At 70.9% G+C, this 20,806-nt stretch carries 17 protein-coding genes; 4 read left to right on the forward strand and 13 right to left on the reverse strand.

Translation table 11 applies throughout. The features are described from left to right. Positions 1-3 precede the first annotated feature (3 nt). The 12 genes from RBJ77_RS26890 to RBJ77_RS26945 form a co-directional block, all read right to left on the reverse strand. Positions 4-1,323: a pentapeptide repeat-containing protein gene (locus RBJ77_RS26890; RefSeq protein ID WP_372347379.1), complete on the reverse strand. Its 1,320-nt coding sequence runs from the start codon at positions 1,321-1,323 to the stop codon at positions 4-6. Further along, positions 1,320-1,841, reverse strand: coding sequence for a hypothetical protein (locus RBJ77_RS26895; protein WP_372347380.1), 522 nt, complete (start codon positions 1,839-1,841; stop codon positions 1,320-1,322). Before RBJ77_RS26895 ends, RBJ77_RS26890 begins: the two co-directional genes overlap by 4 nt. Further along, a complete protein-coding gene (locus tag RBJ77_RS26900; protein WP_372347381.1) occupies positions 1,838-3,070 on the reverse strand; it encodes an MlaD family protein in 1,233 nt (410 codons plus the stop codon). The genes RBJ77_RS26895 and RBJ77_RS26900 overlap by 4 nt, the downstream gene beginning before the upstream one ends. Further along, a complete protein-coding gene (locus tag RBJ77_RS26905) occupies positions 3,067-4,218 on the reverse strand; it encodes an MCE family protein (protein ID WP_372347382.1) in 1,152 nt (383 codons plus the stop codon). Before RBJ77_RS26905 ends, RBJ77_RS26900 begins: the two co-directional genes overlap by 4 nt. Further along, positions 4,215-5,216, reverse strand: a complete 1,002-nt coding sequence (locus RBJ77_RS26910) for an MCE family protein (protein ID WP_372347383.1) — start codon at positions 5,214-5,216, stop codon at positions 4,215-4,217. Before RBJ77_RS26910 ends, RBJ77_RS26905 begins: the two co-directional genes overlap by 4 nt. Further along, positions 5,213-6,253: an MCE family protein gene (locus RBJ77_RS26915; RefSeq protein WP_255976414.1), complete on the reverse strand. Its 1,041-nt coding sequence runs from the start codon at positions 6,251-6,253 to the stop codon at positions 5,213-5,215. The genes RBJ77_RS26910 and RBJ77_RS26915 overlap by 4 nt, the downstream gene beginning before the upstream one ends. A gap of 11 nt (positions 6,254-6,264) precedes the next feature. After that, entirely contained in the window at positions 6,265-7,344 is a 1,080-nt protein-coding gene (locus tag RBJ77_RS26920; RefSeq protein ID WP_372347384.1) for an MCE family protein, read from the reverse strand. Further along, on the reverse strand, positions 7,341-8,582 hold the full coding sequence (locus RBJ77_RS26925; protein WP_372347385.1) for an MCE family protein: 1,242 nt from the start codon (positions 8,580-8,582) through the stop codon (positions 7,341-7,343). The genes RBJ77_RS26920 and RBJ77_RS26925 overlap by 4 nt, the downstream gene beginning before the upstream one ends. Before the next feature lies 1 nt (position 8,583). Continuing rightward, entirely contained in the window at positions 8,584-9,390 is an 807-nt protein-coding gene (locus RBJ77_RS26930) for an MlaE family ABC transporter permease (RefSeq protein WP_372347386.1), read from the reverse strand. A 7-nt stretch (positions 9,391-9,397) separates the two neighbouring features. Next, the gene (locus RBJ77_RS26935; RefSeq protein ID WP_372347387.1) at positions 9,398-10,162 is read right to left on the reverse strand and encodes an MlaE family ABC transporter permease; all 765 of its coding nucleotides are present in this window, start codon (positions 10,160-10,162) and stop codon (positions 9,398-9,400) included. Between the two features lie 95 nt (positions 10,163-10,257). Further along, on the reverse strand, positions 10,258-11,262 hold the full coding sequence (locus RBJ77_RS26940; protein ID WP_372347388.1) for an ABC transporter ATP-binding protein: 1,005 nt from the start codon (positions 11,260-11,262) through the stop codon (positions 10,258-10,260). Positions 11,263-11,777: 515 nt separating this feature from the next. Then, positions 11,778-12,707 (reverse strand): hypothetical protein, encoded by a 930-nt coding sequence (locus RBJ77_RS26945; protein WP_372347389.1) that lies wholly within the window; start codon positions 12,705-12,707, stop codon positions 11,778-11,780. 455 nt (positions 12,708-13,162) lie between these two features. Here RBJ77_RS26945 and RBJ77_RS26950 point away from each other — a divergent pair, with 455 nt between their 5' ends. From RBJ77_RS26950 to RBJ77_RS26960, 3 genes are all read left to right on the forward strand, one after another. Next, positions 13,163-13,768 carry a hypothetical protein gene (locus RBJ77_RS26950; protein WP_372347390.1) on the forward strand — a complete coding sequence of 202 codons (606 nt, stop codon included), beginning with the start codon at positions 13,163-13,165 and terminating at the stop codon, positions 13,766-13,768. Between the two features lie 133 nt (positions 13,769-13,901). Then, on the forward strand, positions 13,902-15,446 hold the full coding sequence (locus tag RBJ77_RS26955) for a DUF6801 domain-containing protein (RefSeq protein WP_372347391.1): 1,545 nt from the start codon (positions 13,902-13,904) through the stop codon (positions 15,444-15,446). A gap of 184 nt (positions 15,447-15,630) precedes the next feature. Further along, positions 15,631-16,875: a helix-turn-helix domain-containing protein gene (locus RBJ77_RS26960; protein ID WP_372347392.1), complete on the forward strand. Its 1,245-nt coding sequence runs from the start codon at positions 15,631-15,633 to the stop codon at positions 16,873-16,875. A gap of 69 nt (positions 16,876-16,944) precedes the next feature. Here the strand turns inward: RBJ77_RS26960 and RBJ77_RS26965 are convergent, their stop codons facing one another. Further along, complete coding sequence (locus tag RBJ77_RS26965; protein ID WP_372347393.1) at positions 16,945-18,987, reverse strand: bifunctional glycosyltransferase 87/phosphatase PAP2 family protein; 2,043 nt, start codon at positions 18,985-18,987, stop codon at positions 16,945-16,947. Between the two features lie 448 nt (positions 18,988-19,435). Between RBJ77_RS26965 and RBJ77_RS26970 the strand changes: the two genes are divergently transcribed. Next, positions 19,436-20,764 carry an MFS transporter gene (locus RBJ77_RS26970; protein WP_372347394.1) on the forward strand — a complete coding sequence of 443 codons (1,329 nt, stop codon included), beginning with the start codon at positions 19,436-19,438 and terminating at the stop codon, positions 20,762-20,764. Positions 20,765-20,806: the final 42 nt, after the last annotated feature.

Genomic DNA, 20,806 nt, shown 5'->3' on the forward strand with positions numbered 1-20,806 from the left:
GGGTCACCTGGCCTTGATGTCGACGATCCGCCACACGTCGCCGCGCAGTTCGGCCGTGACGGACAGCTGGGCGGCGGAGGTGGTGGGCTTCTTCTTGCCGCGCCGCGCGGTCTGGTCGAGGAAGACGAGCAGGTGCGCGGTGTCACCGCGCAGGCTGACGGTGCCGATCCGGACGGCCTGCGTGGTGAGGGTCAGCCGCTGCTTGCCGACGTCCGCCCTGACCTGGGCGAAGAGCTGCTCGTACTGCTGGGCGGCCCACCCCGACAGGACCTCCCGCGCCGACCGTTCGGTGGCGTCGGTGCCGCCGGGCGCGTACGAGAACACCTTCCCGAGCGCACTGCTCACGTCACCGTTGAGCCGGTTGGTCGCCTCGGCGTCGGTGAGCGCGTGGTTGCCCACGGCGGGCGCGGTCCGCAAGGCGTGCGCCTGGTAGAGGAGTACGCCTCCGGTGAGGGCGAGGACGAGGGCTGCGGCGCAGAGGGCGACGAGGGTACGAAACGGGCGCCGCACACCCTCGTCCGGGCCGGCTCCGTCGGGGCTGTCCCCGTCCGGGTCGGCTCCGTCGGGGCTGGCTCCGTCCGGGTTGGCCCCGGCCGGGTTGGCCCCGTCTGGGTTGGCCCGTTCCGGATCGACTCCGTCTGGGGTGGACCTGTCCAGATCGGACTCGTCCAGATCGGCCCTGTCCAGGGCGAACCCGTCTGGGTCATCCCTATCTGGGCTGTCCCGTTCCGGATCGGCCCCGTCTGGGGCGGACCCGTCCAGACCGGACCCGTCCAGACCGGACCCGTCCAGACCGGACCCGTCCGGGGCGGACCCGTCCGGGGCGGCTCCCTCTGCGCTGGCTCCGTTCGGATCGGTCCCGTCTGGGGTGGTTCCGTCCAGGCCGACCTTGTGCGGGGCGGCTCCATCCGAAACGGCCCTGTCCGGATCGGCCCTGTCCGGATCGGCCCTGCCCAGGTCGGCCCTGCCCGGATCGGCCCTGCCCAGGTCGGCCCTGCCCAGGGCGGCCTCGTCCAGGGCGCCCTTGCCCAGGTCGGCCCCGTCCAGGGTGGCCCTTTCCAGACTGGTCCCGTCCGGACGGGCCCCGTTCGAGGTGGCCCCGTCCAGACGGGACCCGTCCGGGTCCGGTCCTGCCTCGTCGACCCGGAGCACCGGCCCGATCCCCTGTCCGGCGGCCTCTGCGGCCTCCGTCTGCGCGGCCTCGTACTCCTCGGCCGATTCGGTACCGATCGCCTCGGCCCCGGTCCCGGCCGCCTCGGACACCCCGCTCGCGGGCTCCGCCGCCCGCGCCCCCGGCGCCACTCGTACGCGCTGTTCCGTCATCCCGACACCCCCGTCACCGGCACCGCGCTCAGCGTCTTCACCTTCCACGTGCCGTCGGCCGTGCGGGCGAGGGTCGCCTCCAGGCGTTTGCGGTCGGAGGTGGGGGAACCGGTGTCCTTCGGGGTGGTGTCCACGCGGACCGTCGCGATCAGTTTCGCCGTGCCCGCGCGGTCGTCGAGCGCGGTGACCGCCGCGTCGGTGACGACCCCGCGCGAGGACGCCCCGGCGGCCGGTGCCACCCGGCCGAGCTGGGTGCGCAGCGGGCCCGTGGTGACCGTCCGCCAGTGGGTGACGCCGGTCCTGGCCCGGTCCTTCGTCGACGCGTCCAGGGTGGACAGGGTCGCGACGGCCGACCGTCCGTCGTCGAGCGCGGCGTCCCGCGCCCGGCCGTACGCGAGGTCGTCGTCGCCCCGCGCCTGCGCGTACGACCAGGTTCCGACCCCGCACAGCACGGTCGCCGCGGCGAGTCCCACCCCCGCGAGGACCCGCCCACGGCGACCGGCCGTGCGGGGCGTCATGAGCCGCTCCCGGTACGGGAAAGGCCGAGCAGCCCGGCCATGCCGGACGACGGAGCGGCCGACGCGTCGTCCAGGGCCGGCAGCGACAGCGCGCCCGGCCTGGCCGGCCTCGGCACGGCCCCGCCGCGCGGCGCGTTCGCCGAGCCGCGCACGTTGATCCCGCTCGACGGCGACGCCGTGCAGCGCGCGCCGGTGTTGAGGGCGGGGGCCGCGCTCAGGTCGGTGCCGAGGCGGTGGCGCGTGCCCGCGTAGCCGGCCGTGCAGGGCAGGGGTTTGAAGAAGGTGACCGCCATGCCGATGTTGACCTTCTTTCCGTCGACGGCCGAGGCGCCCGCCGCGACGGCCTGCGGGAGCTTCACGAGGAGCTCCTCGGTGCCGCGCTGCCGGGTGACGGCCACCTCTGAGGTGGTGAGGAGGTTGGCGAGGACGACGCCGACCTCGGGGTCCAGGTCCCGCAGCAGCCCGCTGAGCTGGGTCGCCGCCTCGGGAGCCGCCATGATCAGCTCGCGCAGGTCGGCGTCGGAGCCCTTCAGGGTGGCCGCGAGGTCCTTCGCGCCGGACGCGAAGTCCCGGATGGCCTGGCCCTCCTCGGCCTGGGTGCGGAGCACGATCGCCCCGTCGGCCATGAGTTTCGTGGTGTGCGGCAGCGCCCGGTCGGCGGCCGCGACGAACTGCGAGCCGTTGTCCATGAGGAGCTGGAGGTCCTGGCCGCGGCCCTCGAAGGCCTTGCCGAACTCGTCGACCACGGTGCGCAGCGAGTCCAGCGGTACGGACGTGGTGAGGTCGTCGACGCTCGCGAGGACGTCGGTGACGGGCCGCGGCACGCTCGTCGCCGACGGGTCGATGCGGGAGCCGTCCGCGAGGTAGGGGCCGTCGGTGCGGTCGGGGCGCAGGTCGATGTACTGCTCGCCGACCGCCGACAGGCTCGCCACGACGGCCTTGGCGTCGTCCGGGATGTGCGGCGCCGACCGCTCGATGCGCAGCTCGGCCTCGACGCCGTCCGGGGTCAGCCCGATCGGTCCGACCCGGCCCACGGACACGCCCCGGTAGGTGACGTCGGAGTGGGTGAACAGGCCTCCGGTGCGCGGGAGTTCGACCTTGACGGTGTAGTAGTCGGAGGCGCCGACGTAGCGGCCGAGGTCGGCGTACCGGATGCCGAGGAAGGCGAGGACGACGACGGCGATGACGAGGAACGCGAGGTTCTTGAGGCGGACGGCGAGGGTGATCATCGGCTGCCTCCGCCCGACGACACGGCGGGCAGCGGCAGCGGCGAAGACGACGTCGCTGCCGTCTGCTTCTGGTTCTGCTTCTGGGCCGTCGCGGTCGGGGTCGGTGACGAGGACACGGACGTCAGCGGTGGGATCAGCTGGGTGCCGGGCACCGCCGCGATGTCCAGGTACGCGTTGAGGTAGTCGCCCTTGATGCCGCGCAGCACCTCGTCCGTGAACGGGTAGGTGAGCAGCACCTGCAGCGAGTCGGGCAGGTCGGCGCCGGAGTCGGCGAGGGCCTTGAGGGTGGGGGCGATGGCCTTGAGGTCGGCGACCATGTCGGCCTTGCCGGTGTCGATGGTCTCGACGGCGACACCCTTGAGCCGGTCGAGGGAGCGCAGCATCGTCATCAGTGAACCCCGTTGTTTCTCCAGGGTCTTGAGGCCGGGCGACAGATCGGTGAGCACGGTCCCCACGTCCTTCTTGCGGTGCGCGAGCGTCGACGAGAGCCGGTTGACGCCGTCGAGGGCGGCGGTGATGTCGCCGCGGTGGTCGTCGAGGTTCGTGACGAGGGTGTTGACGCGGCGCAGCGTGGAGCGCACTTCGGTCTCCCGGCCGCCGACCGCCTTGTTGAGTTCGACGGTGATGGTCTTGAGCTGGTTGACGCCGCCGCCGTTGAGCAGCAGGGACAGTGCGCCGAAGACCTCTTCCACCTCGGTGTTGCGGCCGGTGCGGGAGAGCGGGATGCGGGCGCCGGCGTGCAGGGTGCCGGTGCCCTGGTCGGGTGCGACGAGCTGGACGTACTTCTCGCCGAGCAGGCTGGACTGTTCCAGCCGGGCGCCGGTGCCGGCCGGCAGTCTGACGTCCCCGTTGAGCCGCATGGTGACGCGGGCGGCCCAGCTGTCGCCGCCGGTCAGCCGGATGTCGGTCACGCGCCCGACGGCGACGTCGTTCACCTTGACCGCGGACTGCGGGACGAGGCTGAGGACGTCCTTCATGTCGGCGGTGACGGTGTAGGGGTGCGGGCCGAGGTCGGCGCCGCCGGGGAGCGGGAGGTCCTCGATGCCGCCGAACGACGGGGTCGGGACCGTGAACACGCCGAGGGTGAGGCAGAAGGCCGCCGTGATGGCCAGGGCCCCGCCGATGGCGCCGCCGGTGCGGGCCCTCATCGCTCGGTCCCCGTCGCCGGGAGCGGCAGCAGGGGTCCGCCCATGCTCAGCTCGTTGAGGTCGGCGCGGCCGTCCAGGGTGCGGGTCCTCGGGTCGTACGCGTTGACGACGTTGCCCGCGGCGAGCGGGGCGACGTCCAACGCCTCGGCCAGGGAGGCCCGTTGGGCCACCAGGGTCTGGGTGATCGGGACCAGCCGGTCGACGTTCTTCTTGAGTTCGCCGCGGTTGTCCCTGATGAACTTCTTGACCTGGCCGAGCGCCGTGCCGAGTTCGCGCAGGGCGCCCGCGAGGTCGTCCCGGTTGTCGGCGAAGAAGCTGGTGACGTCGTCGAGGTTCTCCTGTGCGGTGCGCACCCCGCCGTCCTTCTCCTTCAGCATCGTGGTGAACGTCTGGAGCCGGCTGAGGGTGGTGAACAGGTCGTCGCTGCTGCCGTTGAGCGTCTTGGCGGCCTTGCCGAACTGCTCGATGCTGTCGCCCATCGCGGTCCCGTTGCCCTTGAGGTTCTTCGCGCCGGTGTCGAGCAGCCCGGACAGGGCGCCCTCGGCGTTGGCGCCGCCGGGGCCGAGGGCCTTGCTGAGTTCGGTGACGCTGTCGTAGAGCTGGTCGATCTCGACGGGGGTGCGGTTGCGGGACGCGGGCAGTTTCGCGCCGTCGCGCAGTGCGGGCCCGGACGTGTAGGCGGGGGTGAGCTGGACGTACCGGTCGGCGACGACGCTGGGGGCGACGGCGACGGCCCGGGCGCCCACCGGCACCTTCACCCCGTCGTCGACGTCGAGCGTCACCCGTACCCGGGTGCCCTCGGGCTCGACCGCCCCGACCGTGCCGACCCGCACGCCGAGGATCCGCAGGTCGGATCCGGCGTAGATGCCGACGGCCCGGTCGAAGTAGGCGGTGATGCGGGTGCCGCCGGGGGTGGCGGCCCGTACGCCGACGATGCCCGCGGCGATCAGGACGGCGAGCGCGAGCCCGCCGACGAGGAGTTTTCTGCGCACGGTCATCCCCGGTCACCGGCCTTCACGTCGTACCTGCCGTTCTTCGGCGGCATGCAGGAGGTCTTGGGCAGCGACGTGGCGGGCAGGTAGGTGCGCGGCACGACGCCGCACAGATAGCTGTCGAACCAGCGGCCGTTGCCGAGGGTGTTGCCGACGAGCCGGTAGTAGGGGCCGACGAGGGCGAGGGTCCGGTCGAGCTTGCCCTGGTTCTTCTCCAGGACGTCGGTGACCCGGCCGAGGGCCTTGAGGGTCGGGTCGAGCTGTTTCTCGTTGTCGTCGACGAGCCCGCCGAGCTCACGGCCGAGGGCCTGGCTGCCGCTGAGCAGCGCCTTGATGGCGGCGCGTCGCTTCTTCAGTTCGCCGAGCAGCGAGCCGCCGTCGTCGATGAGGGTCTCGAAGCTGGACTTCTTCGTCTGGAGCGTCTTCGTCAGCTTCTTGCTCCCGGCGAGGAGTTGGGCGAGCTGGGTGTCGCGCGAGGAGACGGTCTTCGACAGCGCGGACAGTCCCTTCACGGCCGCCTTCACGTCGGGCGGCGAGTCCTTGAAGGTCTCGGAGATGGTGTCGAAGCTGGCCGCGAGCTGCTGGGTGTCGATCTGGTCGATGGTGCCGCTGAGGTCCTGGAACGCCTCGGTGACGTCGTACGGGGAGGTGGTGCGGGACAGCGGGATGCGGGTGCCGGGGTTCTGGCGGGCGCCGCCGACCGGGTCGAGGGCGACGTACTTCTCGCCGAGGAGGGTCTTGATGGCGATGGCGGCGGTGGTCCGGTCGCCGATCCAGGTGCTGTCGTCCTCGATCTCGAAGGAGACCTTGACCTTGTTCCCGTCGAGGGCGATGCCGTTGACCTCGCCGACCTTCACGCCGGCGATCCGCACCTCGTCGCCGTCGCCGAGCCCGGCGGCCTCGCTGAAGTCGGCGGTGTAGGTGGTGCCGCCGCCGATCAGCGGCAGGCCGCTCGCGTTGAACGCGGCGAGCGCGAGCAGGGCGAGTGCGACGAGGCCGACGAGTGCGACGGCGACCGGGTTGCGTTCCTGCACGGGTTTCATCCGGGGCCTGTTCACCGGCACCTCGCTTCTTCGACGGAGATTCCGGTGGGCGGCTTCGACCCGTCGCTCATGGTCACGCCGCTGACCTTCGCCTCGCAGAGGTAGAGGTTGAACCAGGATCCGTACGACGTGAGCCGCGACAGGGCGGTCAGCTTGGCGGGGGTCTTGTCGAGGAAGTTCTGGATCTGCGGGAGGCCGTCGCCGAGCGACGTGGAGAGCCGGCCCAGCTGGTGGATGTCGTCCTTGAGCGGCTTGCGGGTGTCCTTCAGGAATCCGGCGGTGACGGTCGTCAGGTCGCCCATCGCCTCGACGGCGTCACCGAGCGGCTCCCGGTCCTCGTTGAAGCCGGAGACGAGCTGCTTGAGGGTGGTGACGAGGTCGTCGAACCGGGCCTCGCGGTCGTTGATCGTGGTCAGTACGTCGGTGAGGTTGCCGATGACCTCGCCGATCACCTTGTCCTTGGCGGCGACGGTCGTGGACAGGGAGCCGACGTGCCGGATGAGGCTGTCGACGGTGCCGCCCTCGCCCTGGAGCACCTTGACGATGGAGCCCGCGAGGTGGTTGACGTCGTGCGGGGACAGGCCCTCGAAGAGCGGCTTGAAGCCGTTGAAGAGGAGGGTCAGGTCGAGGGCGGGCGTGGTGTGCCGGAGCGGGATGGTGGATCCGGGGGTGAGTTCGCCCGTCGCGTCGCCGGTGCCGCGCTCCAGGGACACGTACCGCTGGCCGACCATGTTGAGGTACTTCACGGCGGCCGTCGTGGTGCTCGGCAGCCGCCGGTCGTGCTCGACGGTGAAGGTGACCTGCGCGGTGCGCCGGTCGACGACGCGGACGTCGGTCACCTCGCCGACCTTGACGCCGGAGATCCGGACGCCGTCGCCGTCGATGAGCCCGGTGACGTCGGTGAACAGGGCCTTGTACGTGGTGGTGTCCGTGCCCACGCCGGTGTTGGCGATGCTCAGGCCGAGCACGGTGGTGGCGAGGGCGGTGACGACGACGAAGACGAGGGACTTGACCAGCGGTCCGGCCAGGGACCGCCGCTTGAGATGCGCGAACTCCCCTTTTCCTGCGCTGTCTGCGCTGCCTGGGCTCACTTGAGGTTCACCTCCGCTCCCCGGTAGACGGGCCCGGCGAGCAGGCTCGACCAGTCGGGCAGGTCGTCGGGCGCGGCCTTGGCGCCCGGCGCGATGAGCTCGTTCACCAGGTCGTTCTCCTGCGGCGAGTTGGCGGGCCCGAGGTCCTGCTCGGCGGAGGCGGAGGCGGTCACGGGTGCCTTCGCGGTGGCCGCGCCGAGGTAGGGCACGGGGTAGCAGCGCGGCCCGCCGCCTGAGCCGTACGCGGGGGTGTCGCGTCCGGCGACGTACCCGCCCCTGGCCGGCACGGTGGTGACGTCGACGTGCAGTCCCGGGCGGCCGGTGCCCTTGCCGAGCACCTTGTCCATGCGCGGCACGAAGTCGGCGAGGGTGCGCAGGGTGCACGGGAAGGACGGCGCGTACTCCGCGAGCAGCCGGAGCGTGGGCCGGGAGGTGGCGGAGAGCCGGATGATGTTGTCCTGGTTGGCGCGCAGGAAGGCGTCGAGGTCCTCGGCGGCGCGGGTCGTGTCGCCGTACGCGGAGGCCAGGTCGGCCTCCTTCTCGGCGATGGTGCCGCTGGTGGTGGTGAGGTCGGTGAGCGCGTCGAGGATGCCGGGCGCCGCGTCGGCGTACACGTGCGAGACCTTGACGAGTTCCTTCAGGTCCTCGTTCAGGGTGGGCAGGTTGGGGTTGAACTTCCGCAGGTGCGCGTCGAGTTGGGTGAGCGTCTCGCCGAGCTGGTTGCCCCGTCCCTCCAGTGCCTGTGAGACGGCGGACAGGGTCGCGGACAGCTTCTGCGGCTGGACGGCGGTGAGCATCGGCAGGACGTCGTCGAGGACCTGTTGCAGTTCGATGGCGTTGGCGGACCGGTCCTGCGGGATGGTCGCGCCGGCGGCCAGCGTGGTGGTGCTCGGGTCGCCGGGCGGTACGAGGGCGACGTAGCGCTCCCCGAACAGGGTGGTCGGCAGCATCTGGGCGTGCACGTCGTCGGGGATCCGGTCGAGCGCGCCGGGTTCGAGGGCGAGGGTGAGGCGGGCGCCGGTGGGGGTGGCGTCGATCTTGCGGACCTCACCGAGGACGACGCCGCGCAGTTTCACCTCGGCGCCGAGGTGCATCTCGTTGCCGACGGTGCCGGTCTCGACGGCGACGGTGTCGGAGTCGACGAAGTCCTTGTTGTAGACGGCGACGGCGAGCCACACGAGGAGTGCGGGCACGACGAGGAAGACGACTCCGGCGAGCCGTCGGCGGACGGTCTCCATGTCACCCCGCCACCTTCACGGTCGTGGTGGCGCCCCACAGGGCGAGGGAGAGGAAGAAGTCGGTGACGGAGATCAGCACGATGGCGTTGCGCACGGACCGACCCACGGCGACCCCGACGCCCGCGGGTCCGCCACTGGCCCGGAACCCGTAGTAGCAGTGGGCGACGATGACCATGACGCTGAAGATCAGCACCTTCAGCACGGACAGCAGGACGTCCGTCGGGGACAGGAAGAGGTCGAAGTAGTGGTCGTACGTGCCCTGCGACTGGCCGTTGAAGACGACGGTCACCAGGCGTGAGGCGAGGTAGGAGGAGAGCAGTCCGATCGCGTAGAGCGGGACGATGGCGACGACGCCGGCGATGATGCGGGTGGTGACGAGGTACGGCATGGACCGCACGCCCATCCCTTCGAGGGCGTCGACCTCCTCGTTGATGCGCATGGCACCCAGCTGGGCGGTGAATCCGGCGCCGACGGTGGCGGAGAGCGCGAGTCCGGCGACGAGCGGGGCGATCTCCCGGGTGTTGAAGTAGGCGGAGACGAACCCGGTGAAGGCGGCGGTGCCGATCTGGTCGAGGGCGGCGTACCCCTGGAGCCCGACGACGGTGCCGGTGGCGGCCGTCATCGCGATCATCACGCCGATGGTGCCGCCGATGACGCCGAGCCCGCCGGACCCGAAGGCGACCTCGGCGAGCAACCGCTGCACTTCCTTCGTGTAGCGCCGCACGGTGCGCGGGATCCAGGCCAACGCGCGTATGTAGAAGATGAGTTGGTCGCCACCACGGTCGAGCCAGACGAGGGGGGAGGTCATGACGGGCTCAGCCTCCCTTCGGCGGAACGATCTGGAGGTAGATGCCGGTCATCACCATGTTCACGAAGAAGAGCAGGATGAACGTGATGACGACGGACTGGTTGACGGCGTCGCCGACGCCCTTCGGGCCGCCGCGCGGGTTGAGTCCGCGGTAGGCGGCGACGATCCCGGCGATGAACCCGAAGATCAGGGCTTTCAGCTCGCTGATGTACAGGTCGGGCAGCTGGGCGAGTGCGGAGAAGCTCTGCAAGTAGGCGCCGGGTGTGCCGTGTTGGAGGATGACGTTGAAGAAGTAGCCGCCGAGGGTGCCGACGACGGAGACCATGCCGTTGAGCAGCAGCGCGACCGACATGGTGGCGAGCACGCGCGGCACGACGAGCCGCTGCACCGGCGAGACGCCCATGACGGTCATCGCGTCGAGCTCCTCGCGGATCTTCCCCGACCCGAGGTCGGCGCAGATGGCGGAGCCGCCCGCGCCCGCGATGAGCAGCGCCACGATGAGCGGGCTCGCCTGCTGGATGACGGCGAGCACACTGGCCCCGCCGGTGAACGACTGGGCACCCAACTGCTGCGTCAGCGAGCCCACTTGGAGGGCGATGACGGCGCCGAACGGGATGGAGACGAGGGCGGCCGGCAGGATGGTGACGCTCGCGATGAACCAGAACTGCTCGACGAACTCCCGGAACTGGAACGGCCGCCGGAACACGGCCCGCACCACTTCGAGAGCGAGCGCGAACAACTTCCCGGTCTGCCGAAGGGGACCGAGCAACATGCCAGCCCCTCCGGCGTTTGAGGAGCGGGGTCCGGGGCGGAGCCCCGCGGCCTTCTTCCTGACGTGCCGGGCGGGCCGGCGTTCCTCCTGGAGGGTCACAGCGCGCCGCCCCTGGGCAACACGGCGGTCGGCTCGAGAACGTCCCGGCCGTACGCGGAGCGAATGGCCGCCTGCGCCGAAGCGGGCAAGGTATCGAGCATGCCGAGGACCCGCTCCCGCCGCCGCGCGACGGCCTTGCGCTCGCCGAGCCCCGGCGAGGGCTCCAGCTGCGGCACGAGCTCCCGCCGCACCGGCGCCGGCGCACCGCCGGAGGCCTCCGCGGCGAGCGTCGCCGCGTCCTTCTCCTCCGACATCCCGATGGGACCCGCCTTGCTGGCGGTGAGGAACTGCGCGACGACCGGCTCCTCGCTGGTCAGGAGCACCTCCCGGGGCCCGAAGGTCACGAGGTTGCGCCGGAACAGCATGCCCATGTTGTCGGGCACGGTCGCGGCGATGTCGAGGTTGTGGGTGACGATGAGCATCGTCGCGTCGATCTGTGTGTTGAGGTCGATGAGCAGCTGGGAGATGAAGGCGGTGCGGACGGGGTCGAGCCCGGAGTCGGGTTCGTCGCAGAGGATGATCTGCGGGTCGAGGACCAGGGCCCGCGCGAGGCCGGCCCGCTTGCGCATGCCGCCGCTGATCTCGCCGGGCAGCTTCCCCTCGGCGCCCAGGAGTCCGACGACCTCGATCCGCTCCATGACGATCCGGCGGATCTCCGACTCCTTCTTCCTCGTGTGCTCGCGCAGCGGGAAGGCGATGTTGTCGAAGAGGTTCATCGAGCCGAACAGGGCGCCGTCCTGGAACATCAGGCCGAACAGCTTCCGGGCCTCCATGACGTCCCGCTCCGGGCTGCGCGCCATGTCGACGCCGTCGACCATGACCCGGCCCCGCTCGGGCTTGAGCAGGCCGATCAACGACTTGAGGAAGACGGTCTTGCCGGTGCCGGACGGCCCGAGCATGACGCTCACCTCGCCGGCGGGCAGGGTGAGGCTGACGTCCTGCCAGATCTGCTGCTTGCCAAAGGACTTGGTCAGGCCCTCGACCTTTACTTCGATTCCCATGTCACCTCCAGCAAGCGCTCGTGTCTTCATGTGCGCCGGACGCGCACGTTAAGTGTTTTGTCACTGCCGGGACAAGCGGTGCGACAGGTAATTCCGGTGGCTTGTCCGGCCTTTGTCATCGGCTGACAAAGCGATGGGAATCCTTTGTCGCCGAGTGAGCAATCGCGTGGGGGAACCGGGCGGGACCCCGCGTCTCCGGGGGGATGGATTCACAGGGTCCCGCCCCTGGGGACGGCGACCCGGAAGGAGGGTTCGGGCCGAGCTTTCCCCGTTGGAACTCCAGGTCGGCGGGGGGCGCCGGCCAGGAGTCGAGCGGCCGTGGTTTTGACGTTACGGCCGAGTAACCTTGCCCGGCAATACCACTTCGCCAAAATTCGGACGGACCTCGACCGGTCTGTCGACTTTTGGCACCGGCCTATGAATTCGGCCGGGTGTTTTGTTCGTGGGTGATGAAAGGGCCGGGGAGTGGGGGCTGCCTGGGGCGGCGCGCCCGCACCCCGCGACCGGGCGCTGCCTCACTTCACTCCGGCGTGCCAGTTCTGCGACAGCATGACCCCTTCGTTCGGCACCACCGACGACGGGCTCGCGAACGCCGCGACGTACGTCGACGTGTTGTTCAGCACGACGTTGTTCGTCCCCGACCCGGCCGGCAGGCCCGTCTTCAGGTTCACGGCCCAGTCCAGGGCGCCGAGCAGCCCGCACCCGTTGGCGCCCGGCGCGGTGTACGTCGCGTCGCCCTGCGTGGCGCCGAGCGCGCTCAACTGGCTCATGACACCGGCCGTGCTAGGGGTTCCGCTCGGGTCGAACCGCTGCGTCTTGACCGTGGGGGCCGATGTGTTCTGCGGCCGCAGCACGATCGGGTCCTTCGCCGAGCCGATGTAGCACTTGCCGCCGAGGAGCGGGTTCTCCAGCTTGATGCGGACCGGGAGCGCGATGATCGGCTTGCCCTGCATGACGCCCGCGAGCAGCTGGAACTCGGTCGGGGTGTTGACCGATTCGACGGTGGCGTCGACCCGGTTGAGCTCGGCGCTCGTGATCTTCTCGCAGAGGTCGCTGATGACCGGGATGTCCTCGTCCGGACACATCAGCCCGAGCAGCCCGCCGGGCAGTTGGGCGGTGTCCGCGATCAGCGCGCCGCCCGCGGGCGAGACCACCGTCGACGTGCCGTTGTTGTGCGTGATGACGCCGGCCTGGAGGTCGGTGCCCCCGGTCGGGACCGTGGTGTTGCCCAGCTTGATGGACCCGCTCGACGAGCTGGACGAGATGCAGATCGCCGTGTCGACCTTGCCGTCGGCCGCGAGCATGGCCGGGGCGTCGACGGGGCAGCGGGTGAACGGCGCCCAGTTGCCGTTCAGTTCGGTGGCGGCCGATGACGGGGTCACGGACGCGAGCGTGACAAGGGCCGTGGCGGCGAACAGCACCGAGGCTTTTCTGAGGGCAGGCATGGCGGAATTCCCTTCGCAGAGGTCGAAGGTGCAGGTGACGGGATGAGGCCTCCGGAGGTTACTGGCGGGAAACCTCCGGCGGCAATGGGCTCGTTGACAGGAATTCCACTACCGGCGCGTTTATCGGCGGATGAGCAGAACGCCGTCCGACTTGCTCACCGGATGAGCAATTCCCGGCCCGTCATGCAAACTCCTCACCCGCCGACAAGAACCCGCCGCCCCTTTGTGCACCCATCGACAAGAAAACTGGCGAGTTCCGCACTCTGCGAGGATTCTCGCGCTGCTCCATTGCACGCCCCGGTTACTTGCTCGTAACGTCCTTTCTCGAAGGCGACGGACAGCCGCTGCTCCCCCCGAACTCGCGGTGTCCGCAAGGAGTTTGAGCCGTAGCCCGCCCGGTCTCTGCCTGGCGGCGCATTCCATCTCGTACGCCACCATCCCTGAAGGGGTTTCTCGTGCGCAGACTTGCTCGCAACACCGCAATCGCCACCGTCGCGCTCGGCGCGGCACTCGGGCTCTCCGTCACCCAGGCGTCGGCCGGCGCACTCGCCACCTACACCGTCACCCCGGGCGGCAGCTTCACCGCCGTCGCCGGTACGACGACGCTGGCGGTCCCCACCACCACGCTGACGTGTACCTCGTCCAATGCCGCGGGCACGCTCAAGTCCGGCTCCGGCCTCGACGGCAACGGCATCGGTGACATCAGCTCCCTGACCTTCAACGGCTGCGACGTGGCCGGCATCGAGTTCGAGGTCACCACCGACCCGGCCTCCCTCCCCTGGAAGATCAACGTCTCGGGGATGAGCAGCTCGGACCGGGCCGACGGCACCATCACCGGCATCCGCGCGACGATCTCGGGCTTCTCCTGCGACGCCACCTTCTCCGGCAGCGTGACGGGCTGGTTCGAGAACAGCACGGACACCCTGCACGTGACGGGCGGCGGCTCGCTCGCCGCCGAGGACGACGCCAACTGCCTCGGCCTCATCAACCCGGGCGACCACGCGGAGTTCAACGGCGACTACGTCCTGGACTCCGACCAGAACATCTCCATGCAGAGCTGACCCACGGCGCATCGACCGTGGTGCACCACCCCCTGCCCGCCGCCGAGCGACCCTCGGCGGCGGGCGCGGGCGCGCTCCGGGAGGGGACGACGACATGACGGACGGGCCGACGACCGCAGGGAGAAGACAGCGGATGAGTGCCGACAGCAAGCGCACGCGCGGCGGGACCCGGCATCCGGTGCGGATCGCCTCCGTGGCGTCGGCCGCGCTCGTCGCGGGGCTGCTGTCCGGAGCGGGTTCGCGGGCCGACGAGCAGCCGCCCGCCGCAGCGGTACTGGACTACGCGTGCCGGCTGCCCGCCCCCGCGGCCGGGACCGCGTCTCCCGCGCAGACGTCGGCCGAACCGGTGCACGCCGTGGTGAAGGTGGCCACGCAGCTGCCGGAGACCGCCGTGACCGGCCAACCGATCCAGGTGGGCCCGGTCCAGCTGGAGGCGGTCCTCCCCCGCGCGGCGCTCACGGACCTGTTGCCCGCCGGGACGACGAGCGTGGAGACCGCGGCGACGCTCGGCGTGCACGTCCGGCAGAACGAGCAGACGGCCGAGGCGACCTGGTCGCAGCTGGCCGGCCGCAGCGACCTGCCGGCCGAAGGGGCGGACCTCTCCCTGCGGGTCACCGGCGAGGTCCCGACGGTCACGGTGAGCTCCCCCGGCGACCTGGAGCTCGTCGGCGGCGACCTCACCCTGGACATCGCCCCCGCCGGCGGGACCCCGGTCACCGTCTCCTGCGCTCCCGCCGAGGGCGACGAACCGCTGCTGGCCCGTGCCCACGTCCCCGGCGGCGAGCCGTCCGACGCCCCCTCGGCCGGCGACTCCCCGGGCGCGGGCGCGGGGCAGGGCGAGCGCGACGGCATCGACGTCGCCCCGGACGCGGCCGACACCCCCACCGGCGCCGACACCTGCCCGCCCGACATGCCCACCGGCGAACTGGACCTGAGCCAGATGCCGCCTCCGCTGCCGGGGACCGTGCTGCGCGATCCGATCACGCTGCCCGGCCAGCCGGTGTGCGCGTACGCGGTGGGCTTCGGCACGGTCCGCAAGCTCGACGGGTCGATGGTCATCAACGACCCCACGAAGACCCCCGCCCTGATGAACGTCCGCGCCAACGCCCAGACGATCACCTACAAGTCGGGCCCGTACTACGCGGCGCTCAACTCGCTCGCCGAGGTGACCCTCCCCGACGCCGAATCCACCTTCCTGGGCTTCGGGTTCGCGCCCGTCACGGCGAAGGTCACCTTCGAGACGGGGAAGCTGACCATCTCCACGGGCAGCATCGGCAACCCTCCCAACAGGGAGCCCTTCGCGGTGGCGACCTTCTTCCAGTCGTTGCGCATCCACGACGTGAAGGTGAACGGCACCCCGCTGGACGTCGGCCCCGACTGCCACACCTCAAAGCCCTACCGCGCCACCCTGCGCGCGGACTTCAGCGAGGGCGGGGGCTACAAGGACGTCCTCCACGGCGGCGTCCTGAGCGGCGAGGTGGACATCCCCGCCTTCACGGGCTGCGTCGGGAAGAACGGCGAGAACGTCGACGCCCTCTTCACGGCCTCCATCAGCGGGCCGGGCAACCTCGTCACCATGAATCAGGCCGAGGTCTGCTCCCCGAAGGGCAAGGACGCTCCCGGCTGTCCGCCGGTCATCCCGCCGCTCCCGCCGATCGGGAAGCCCTCCGCGCCCTGAGGCCCCGCGTCCACTTCCAGCCATCCACACTCAAGTGGTGTACACCACAATCAAGTTGCTCTACTTTCACAGGAGTTCCCAAAGGTACGCACCTGACGGCCACCGCAAGGGCCATATGGGCCACACCCTCGGACCAAGCGGACCCCGTTCCCCCCACCGGGCGCCCGGACAGCGAGGACCGTACATGCCCCCGCGCGCGATTCCACCAGAAGTGAACGAACCGCTGGGCCCGCTCCCCCCGGAGTTCGCCGCCATCATGCGGCCCGAACTCCCCGGGCTCATCAAGGAGATCCGGGTCGAGGTGACCCGCGCGTACCCCGAGTACGCCCACCTCCTCAACGGACCGAACGCCGGCGCGATCCGCCACGGCGTCGAGCACGCCCTGTCCGCCTTCGTCGACCGGGTCGCGGACCCGGACGCCTCGTCCGCCGTACGGGACGAGCTCCTCCGCAAGTTCGGGCGGGTCGAGGCCTACGAGGGGCGCGATCTGGAGACCCTCCAGGGCGCCTACCGGCTCGGCGCCCGGGTGGCCCTGCGCCGGGCCAAGACCATCGGCCGGCGCTACGACCTCTCCCCCACCCTCCTCCTCACTTTCGCCGACGCGCTGTTCGCCTACATCGACGAGCTGGGAGCGCTCTCACGCGAGGGCTACCAGGAGGTCCAGGCGAGATCGGGCTCCGCGCTCGAAACGCTCCGAAGACGGTTGCTCCACCTCATCCTGGCGGGCACCCCGCTCAACCACGCCACCATCAACGAGCTGTGCGAGCAGGCGAGTTGGCCGCTGCCCGACGAGGTCACCCTGATCGCGCTGCGCACCCCGACACCCGACCGCATCCAGGCGGACCTGGACGTCGACGTCCTGACCGACCTGGGCGTCCCGCAGCCGCACCTCCTCGTCCCCGGACCGCTCACCCCCGAGCGCCGCGCCATGCTGGAGTCCGCGTCCTTCGGCACCCCTCTCGCGATCGGCCTCACGGTGCCGACCGCCCAGGCCGCCGACTCGCTCCGCTGGGCCCGCAGGGTGCTTCAGCTCGTCGACGATGACATCGTTGCCGACGCGCACGTCATCGACACCGCCGACCACCTGGCGACGCTCTGGCTGCTCTCCGACCCGGCCCTGGTCAACGAGATCGCCACCCGCGAACTGGCCCCGCTCGACAAGTCGTCCGGCACCCGCCGCGCCCGCCTCGTCGAGACCCTGCACGCCTGGCTCACCACGCGCGGCACCGCGGACCAGGTCGGCGACGTCCTCGGCGTCCACGCCCAGACCGTCCGCTACCGGCTGCGCAACCTCGACGCCCACTTCGGCGCGCGCCTGGAGGACCCGGAACACCGGTTCGCCATGGAGGCGGCGCTGCGCGCCCTCCACCTCCACGGCGGGGTCGCGGCCGGTCAGGTCACGATGACGTCGAGCACGAGGGACACGTGATCACCGGGGCTGATCAGGCCCAGGCAGTTGGCGTCGCCCGCCGCGGCCGGCGCGACGGCAGCCCGGCGGTCAGGGGCGAGGGGTCTCGACCGGTGCGTCGCCGGGATCCGGAACCGGGGACGCGGTCTCCGGTGGCCGGGAGGACGGGGTGGTCCGCGTGCGGACCCGGGGGCCTTGCAGCGCGTACGTGACGAGGAAGCCGAGGGCGACGACGGTCGCGCCGCCCACCGCGTCGAGCACCCAGTGGTTCCCGGTCGCGACGATCGCGGAGACCGTGCACAGGGGGTGGACGAGGCCGAGGGCCTTCACCCACCAGCGCCGGGCCAGGACCACGATCATGATGCCGCACCACAGGGACCAGCCGAAGTGCAGCGAGGGCATCGCCGCGTACTGGTTGGTGAGGTGGGTGAGCGTGCCGTAGTCGGGCTTGGAGAAGTCCTGGACGCCGTGGACCGTGTCGATGAAGCCGAGGTTCGGCATCAGGCGCGGCGGGGCGAGGGGGTAGGCCCAGAAGCCGACGAGGGCCAGGAGCGTGGCGAAGCCGAGCGCGGAGCGGCCCCAGCGGTACTCGGCGGGGCGGCGCACGTACATGAAGCCGAGGACCGCGAGCGGGACCACGAAGTGGAACGACGTGTAGTAGAAGTTGAAGAAGTCCTTGAGCCAGGAGGCGTGGTCGACGACCGCGTGGTTGACCCAGCGCTCGACGTCGATGTGCAGGAACTGCTCGATCGAGTGGATCTGGCGCCCGTGGGCCTCGGCGGTGGTCCGGCCCCCCGAGTTCGTGCCGCCCGTCGCGGCGAGCCTGACCTGCTGGTACGCGGAGTAGCCGACGCGGATGAGGAGCAGTTCGAGGATCAGGTTGGGCCGGCTGATCACCCGGCGCCAGACGGGGACGAGCGGCACCCGGGCCCAGCGGGCGGGGACGGGCGCGGCGTGGTCCGTGGGGATCGGGGTCCGGTAGAGCGGCGACGTGCGGGACAGGAACGGGACGACGCAGGCCGCGGCGAGGGCGGCGATCAGCACGACGTTGTCGGCGATCGGCTCGACGACCGGCATGTTCGGCAGCAGCATCTTCGACGGCAGCGTCAGCGCGAGGACGACGAGGACGGGCCACATGTAGCGGTCGGACGCGCGCCTGCCGACGCGGCCGACGACGGCGAGCAGCACCCAGAGCAGCTGGTGCTGCCAGGTGGTGGGCGAGACGGCGACCGCCACGCAGCCGGTGACGGCGACGGCGAGGAGGAGCTGGCCGTCGCGTGCGTAGGTGACGGCGCGGCGCAGGCCGAGCGCGGCGACCGCGACGCCGAGGAGGAGGAAGAGCCCGATCTCCAGCGGCCCTTCGAGACCGAAGCGGAGCAGCATGCCGTGCAGCGACTGGTTGGCGTTGGCCGACGGGTCGGTGCTCAGTCCGGCGCCCGCCAGGTGGTGCACCCAGTACGTCCACGAGTCGTGCGGCATCGCGGCCCAGGCGAGGGCGGTCGCGGCGGCGAAGGTGACACCGGAGGAGACGGCGGCGCGCCGGCGGCCGGTGAACCAGAGCAGCGGGGCGAACAGCAGCACGGTCGGCTGGAGGGCGGCGGCGACACCGATGAGCACGCCGGACGCCTGCTGCCCGCGGACGGCGAAGCAGCCGAGGAGGACGAGCAGGACGGGAATGATGCTGGTCTGGCCGAGCGTGAACGCGTTGCGCACCGGCAGCGACAGCATGAGCAGACTGATCGCGACGGGCGCCGCGAACAGGGCCGTCCGGCGGGAGACCGGCTGCGGCAGGGCCCGCGCGGCGACCAGGCCGAGGACGACGACGAGGGCGAGCGAACCGAACGTCCAGCCCCAGCCGAGGGCCTGCTCGGCGGCGCGGGAGAGCGGTTTGAGGACGAGGCCGGCGAACGGGGTGCCGGTGAACCGGTCGGGGGCGTCGTACAGCGAACCCTTCACGTGCAGGACGCCATTCGGCCCGATCCAGGTCTCCAGGTCGGTGAGCCGCTCACCGCGGGGTGTGCTCAGCACGACCACGAGCTGGCGCACGGCGAGCACGCCGGCGATCAGCCACAGGCCCACTCGCGCGACGCTCACGCGCCCGGTCACCGGTCCTCCGTGCTCCACATTCGCCACGCGCCGTCGGCCTCCCGTCCTTGTCGGCTCCGTTTCGGATGCCCCAAGTCGTCCGTATCCATAGAGGTTCGCACCACCCCCGTGGTGAGACGCAGGCAACCCCGGCTTCACCTGCTCGTCGTCCGGGTTTTGACCGGAAGACGGCGGTGGAGACCGGTTTCGTGCCCGCTACACGGGCCCGGTTCCGCGACATACCTCACAGGAATGTCCGCTTACGGCGCTCCTACGGTCTCGCGTTTCCCCAGGTCGGAGACGGTTTCCGTGCGGAGCGCAGCGATACGAACACTACCCGTAACGATCGCGGACGCCCCTATGGTCGATTTCGGGCCGTCCCGCGTGGACGGCCCTTGTCCTTGTCCCCCACGAAAGGCAGGCGAGCGGACCCTTGGCCACCGCCACTTCCATCGCACCGAGTACCAGCAGGCTCCACGTCCCGACGCGGAGCCACATGTCGTCCGACGTCACCGTCACGGACCCGTCCCTCGTGAAGAGGGCCGTCAAGGCGGCGGCGCTCGGCAACGCGATGGAGTGGTTCGACTTCGGCGTCTACGGCTATCTGACCGCGACGCTCGGCCACGTCTTCTTCCCGACGGCGTCCAGCACGGCGCAGGTCCTGTCCACGCTCGGCACGTTCGCCGCCGCCTTCCTCGTGCGCCCCATCGGCGGCGCCTTCTTCGGCCCGCTCGGCGACCGCATCGGCCGCCAGAAGGTCCTCGCCATCACCATGATCATGATGGCGGCGGGCACCTTCGCCATCGGCCTGATCCCCTCCTACAACGCCATCGGCGTGTGGGCGCCGGTGCTGCTGATCGTGGCCCGCATGGTGCAGGGCTTCTCGACCGGCGGTGAGTACGGCGGCGCCTGCACGTTCATCGCCGAGTACGCCCCGGACAAGCGCCGCGGCTTCTTCGGCAGCTTCCTGGAGTTCGGCACGCTCGTCGGCTACGTGGCGGGCGCGGGCCTGGCCACGCTGCTCACCACGATGCTGTCCGACGGCGATCTGTACGGGTGGGGCTGGCGGCTGCCGTTCCTGATCGCGGGTCCGATCGGTCTGGTCGGCCTGTACGTGCGGATGAAGCTGGAGGAGACCCCGGCGTTCCAGAAGCTCGCCGACGAGGCCGAGGCGAAGCAGAAGGCGCAGCCGAAGCAGAAGTTCAAGGACATGTTCGTCGGCAAGGGCGCGGCCAACGCCATGCTGCTCTGCGTCGCGCTGGTCCTCGTCTTCAACGTCACGGACTACATGCTGCTGTCGTACATGCCGACGTTCCTGAGCGAGGAGCTCGGCTACGACGCCACGCACGGCACGCTGATCCTCATCGGCGTGATGGTCCTGATGATGGCCGTGCAGATCCCGATGGGCGCGGCCAACGACCGCTTCGGTCACCGCCGGGTCATCGGCGGGGCCTGCGCCGGCTTCGTCCTGCTCTCCGTCCCCGCGGTGCTGCTGATCCGTGAGGGCTCGACCTGGGCGATCGCCCTCGGCCTCGCGGCGCTCGGTCTGCTGCTGGTCGGCTTCACGTCGTCGATGCCGTCGGCGCTGCCCGCGCTGTTCCCGACGAAGGTCCGCTACGGCTCGCTGTCGGTCGGCTTCAACCTCTCGGTGTCGCTGTTCGGCGGCACGACGCCGCTGGTCGCCGCCGCGCTGGTCGCCGCCACGGGGAACCTGATGATTCCGGCGTACTACATGATGGCCGCGGCCGTGATCGGCGGAATCGCCGCGTGGCGCATGCGCGAATCGGCGGGCCGCCCGCTCCCGGGCTCCCCGCCCGCGATCTAGCCCCGTCAGGGGCGCGGGGAACTGCGCGAGCAACCCACGACA

Source organism: Streptomyces sp. KL116D (assembly GCF_030766975.1).
In the GTDB taxonomy this organism is placed as follows: Bacteria; Actinomycetota; Actinomycetes; order Streptomycetales; family Streptomycetaceae; genus Streptomyces; species Streptomyces longispororuber_A.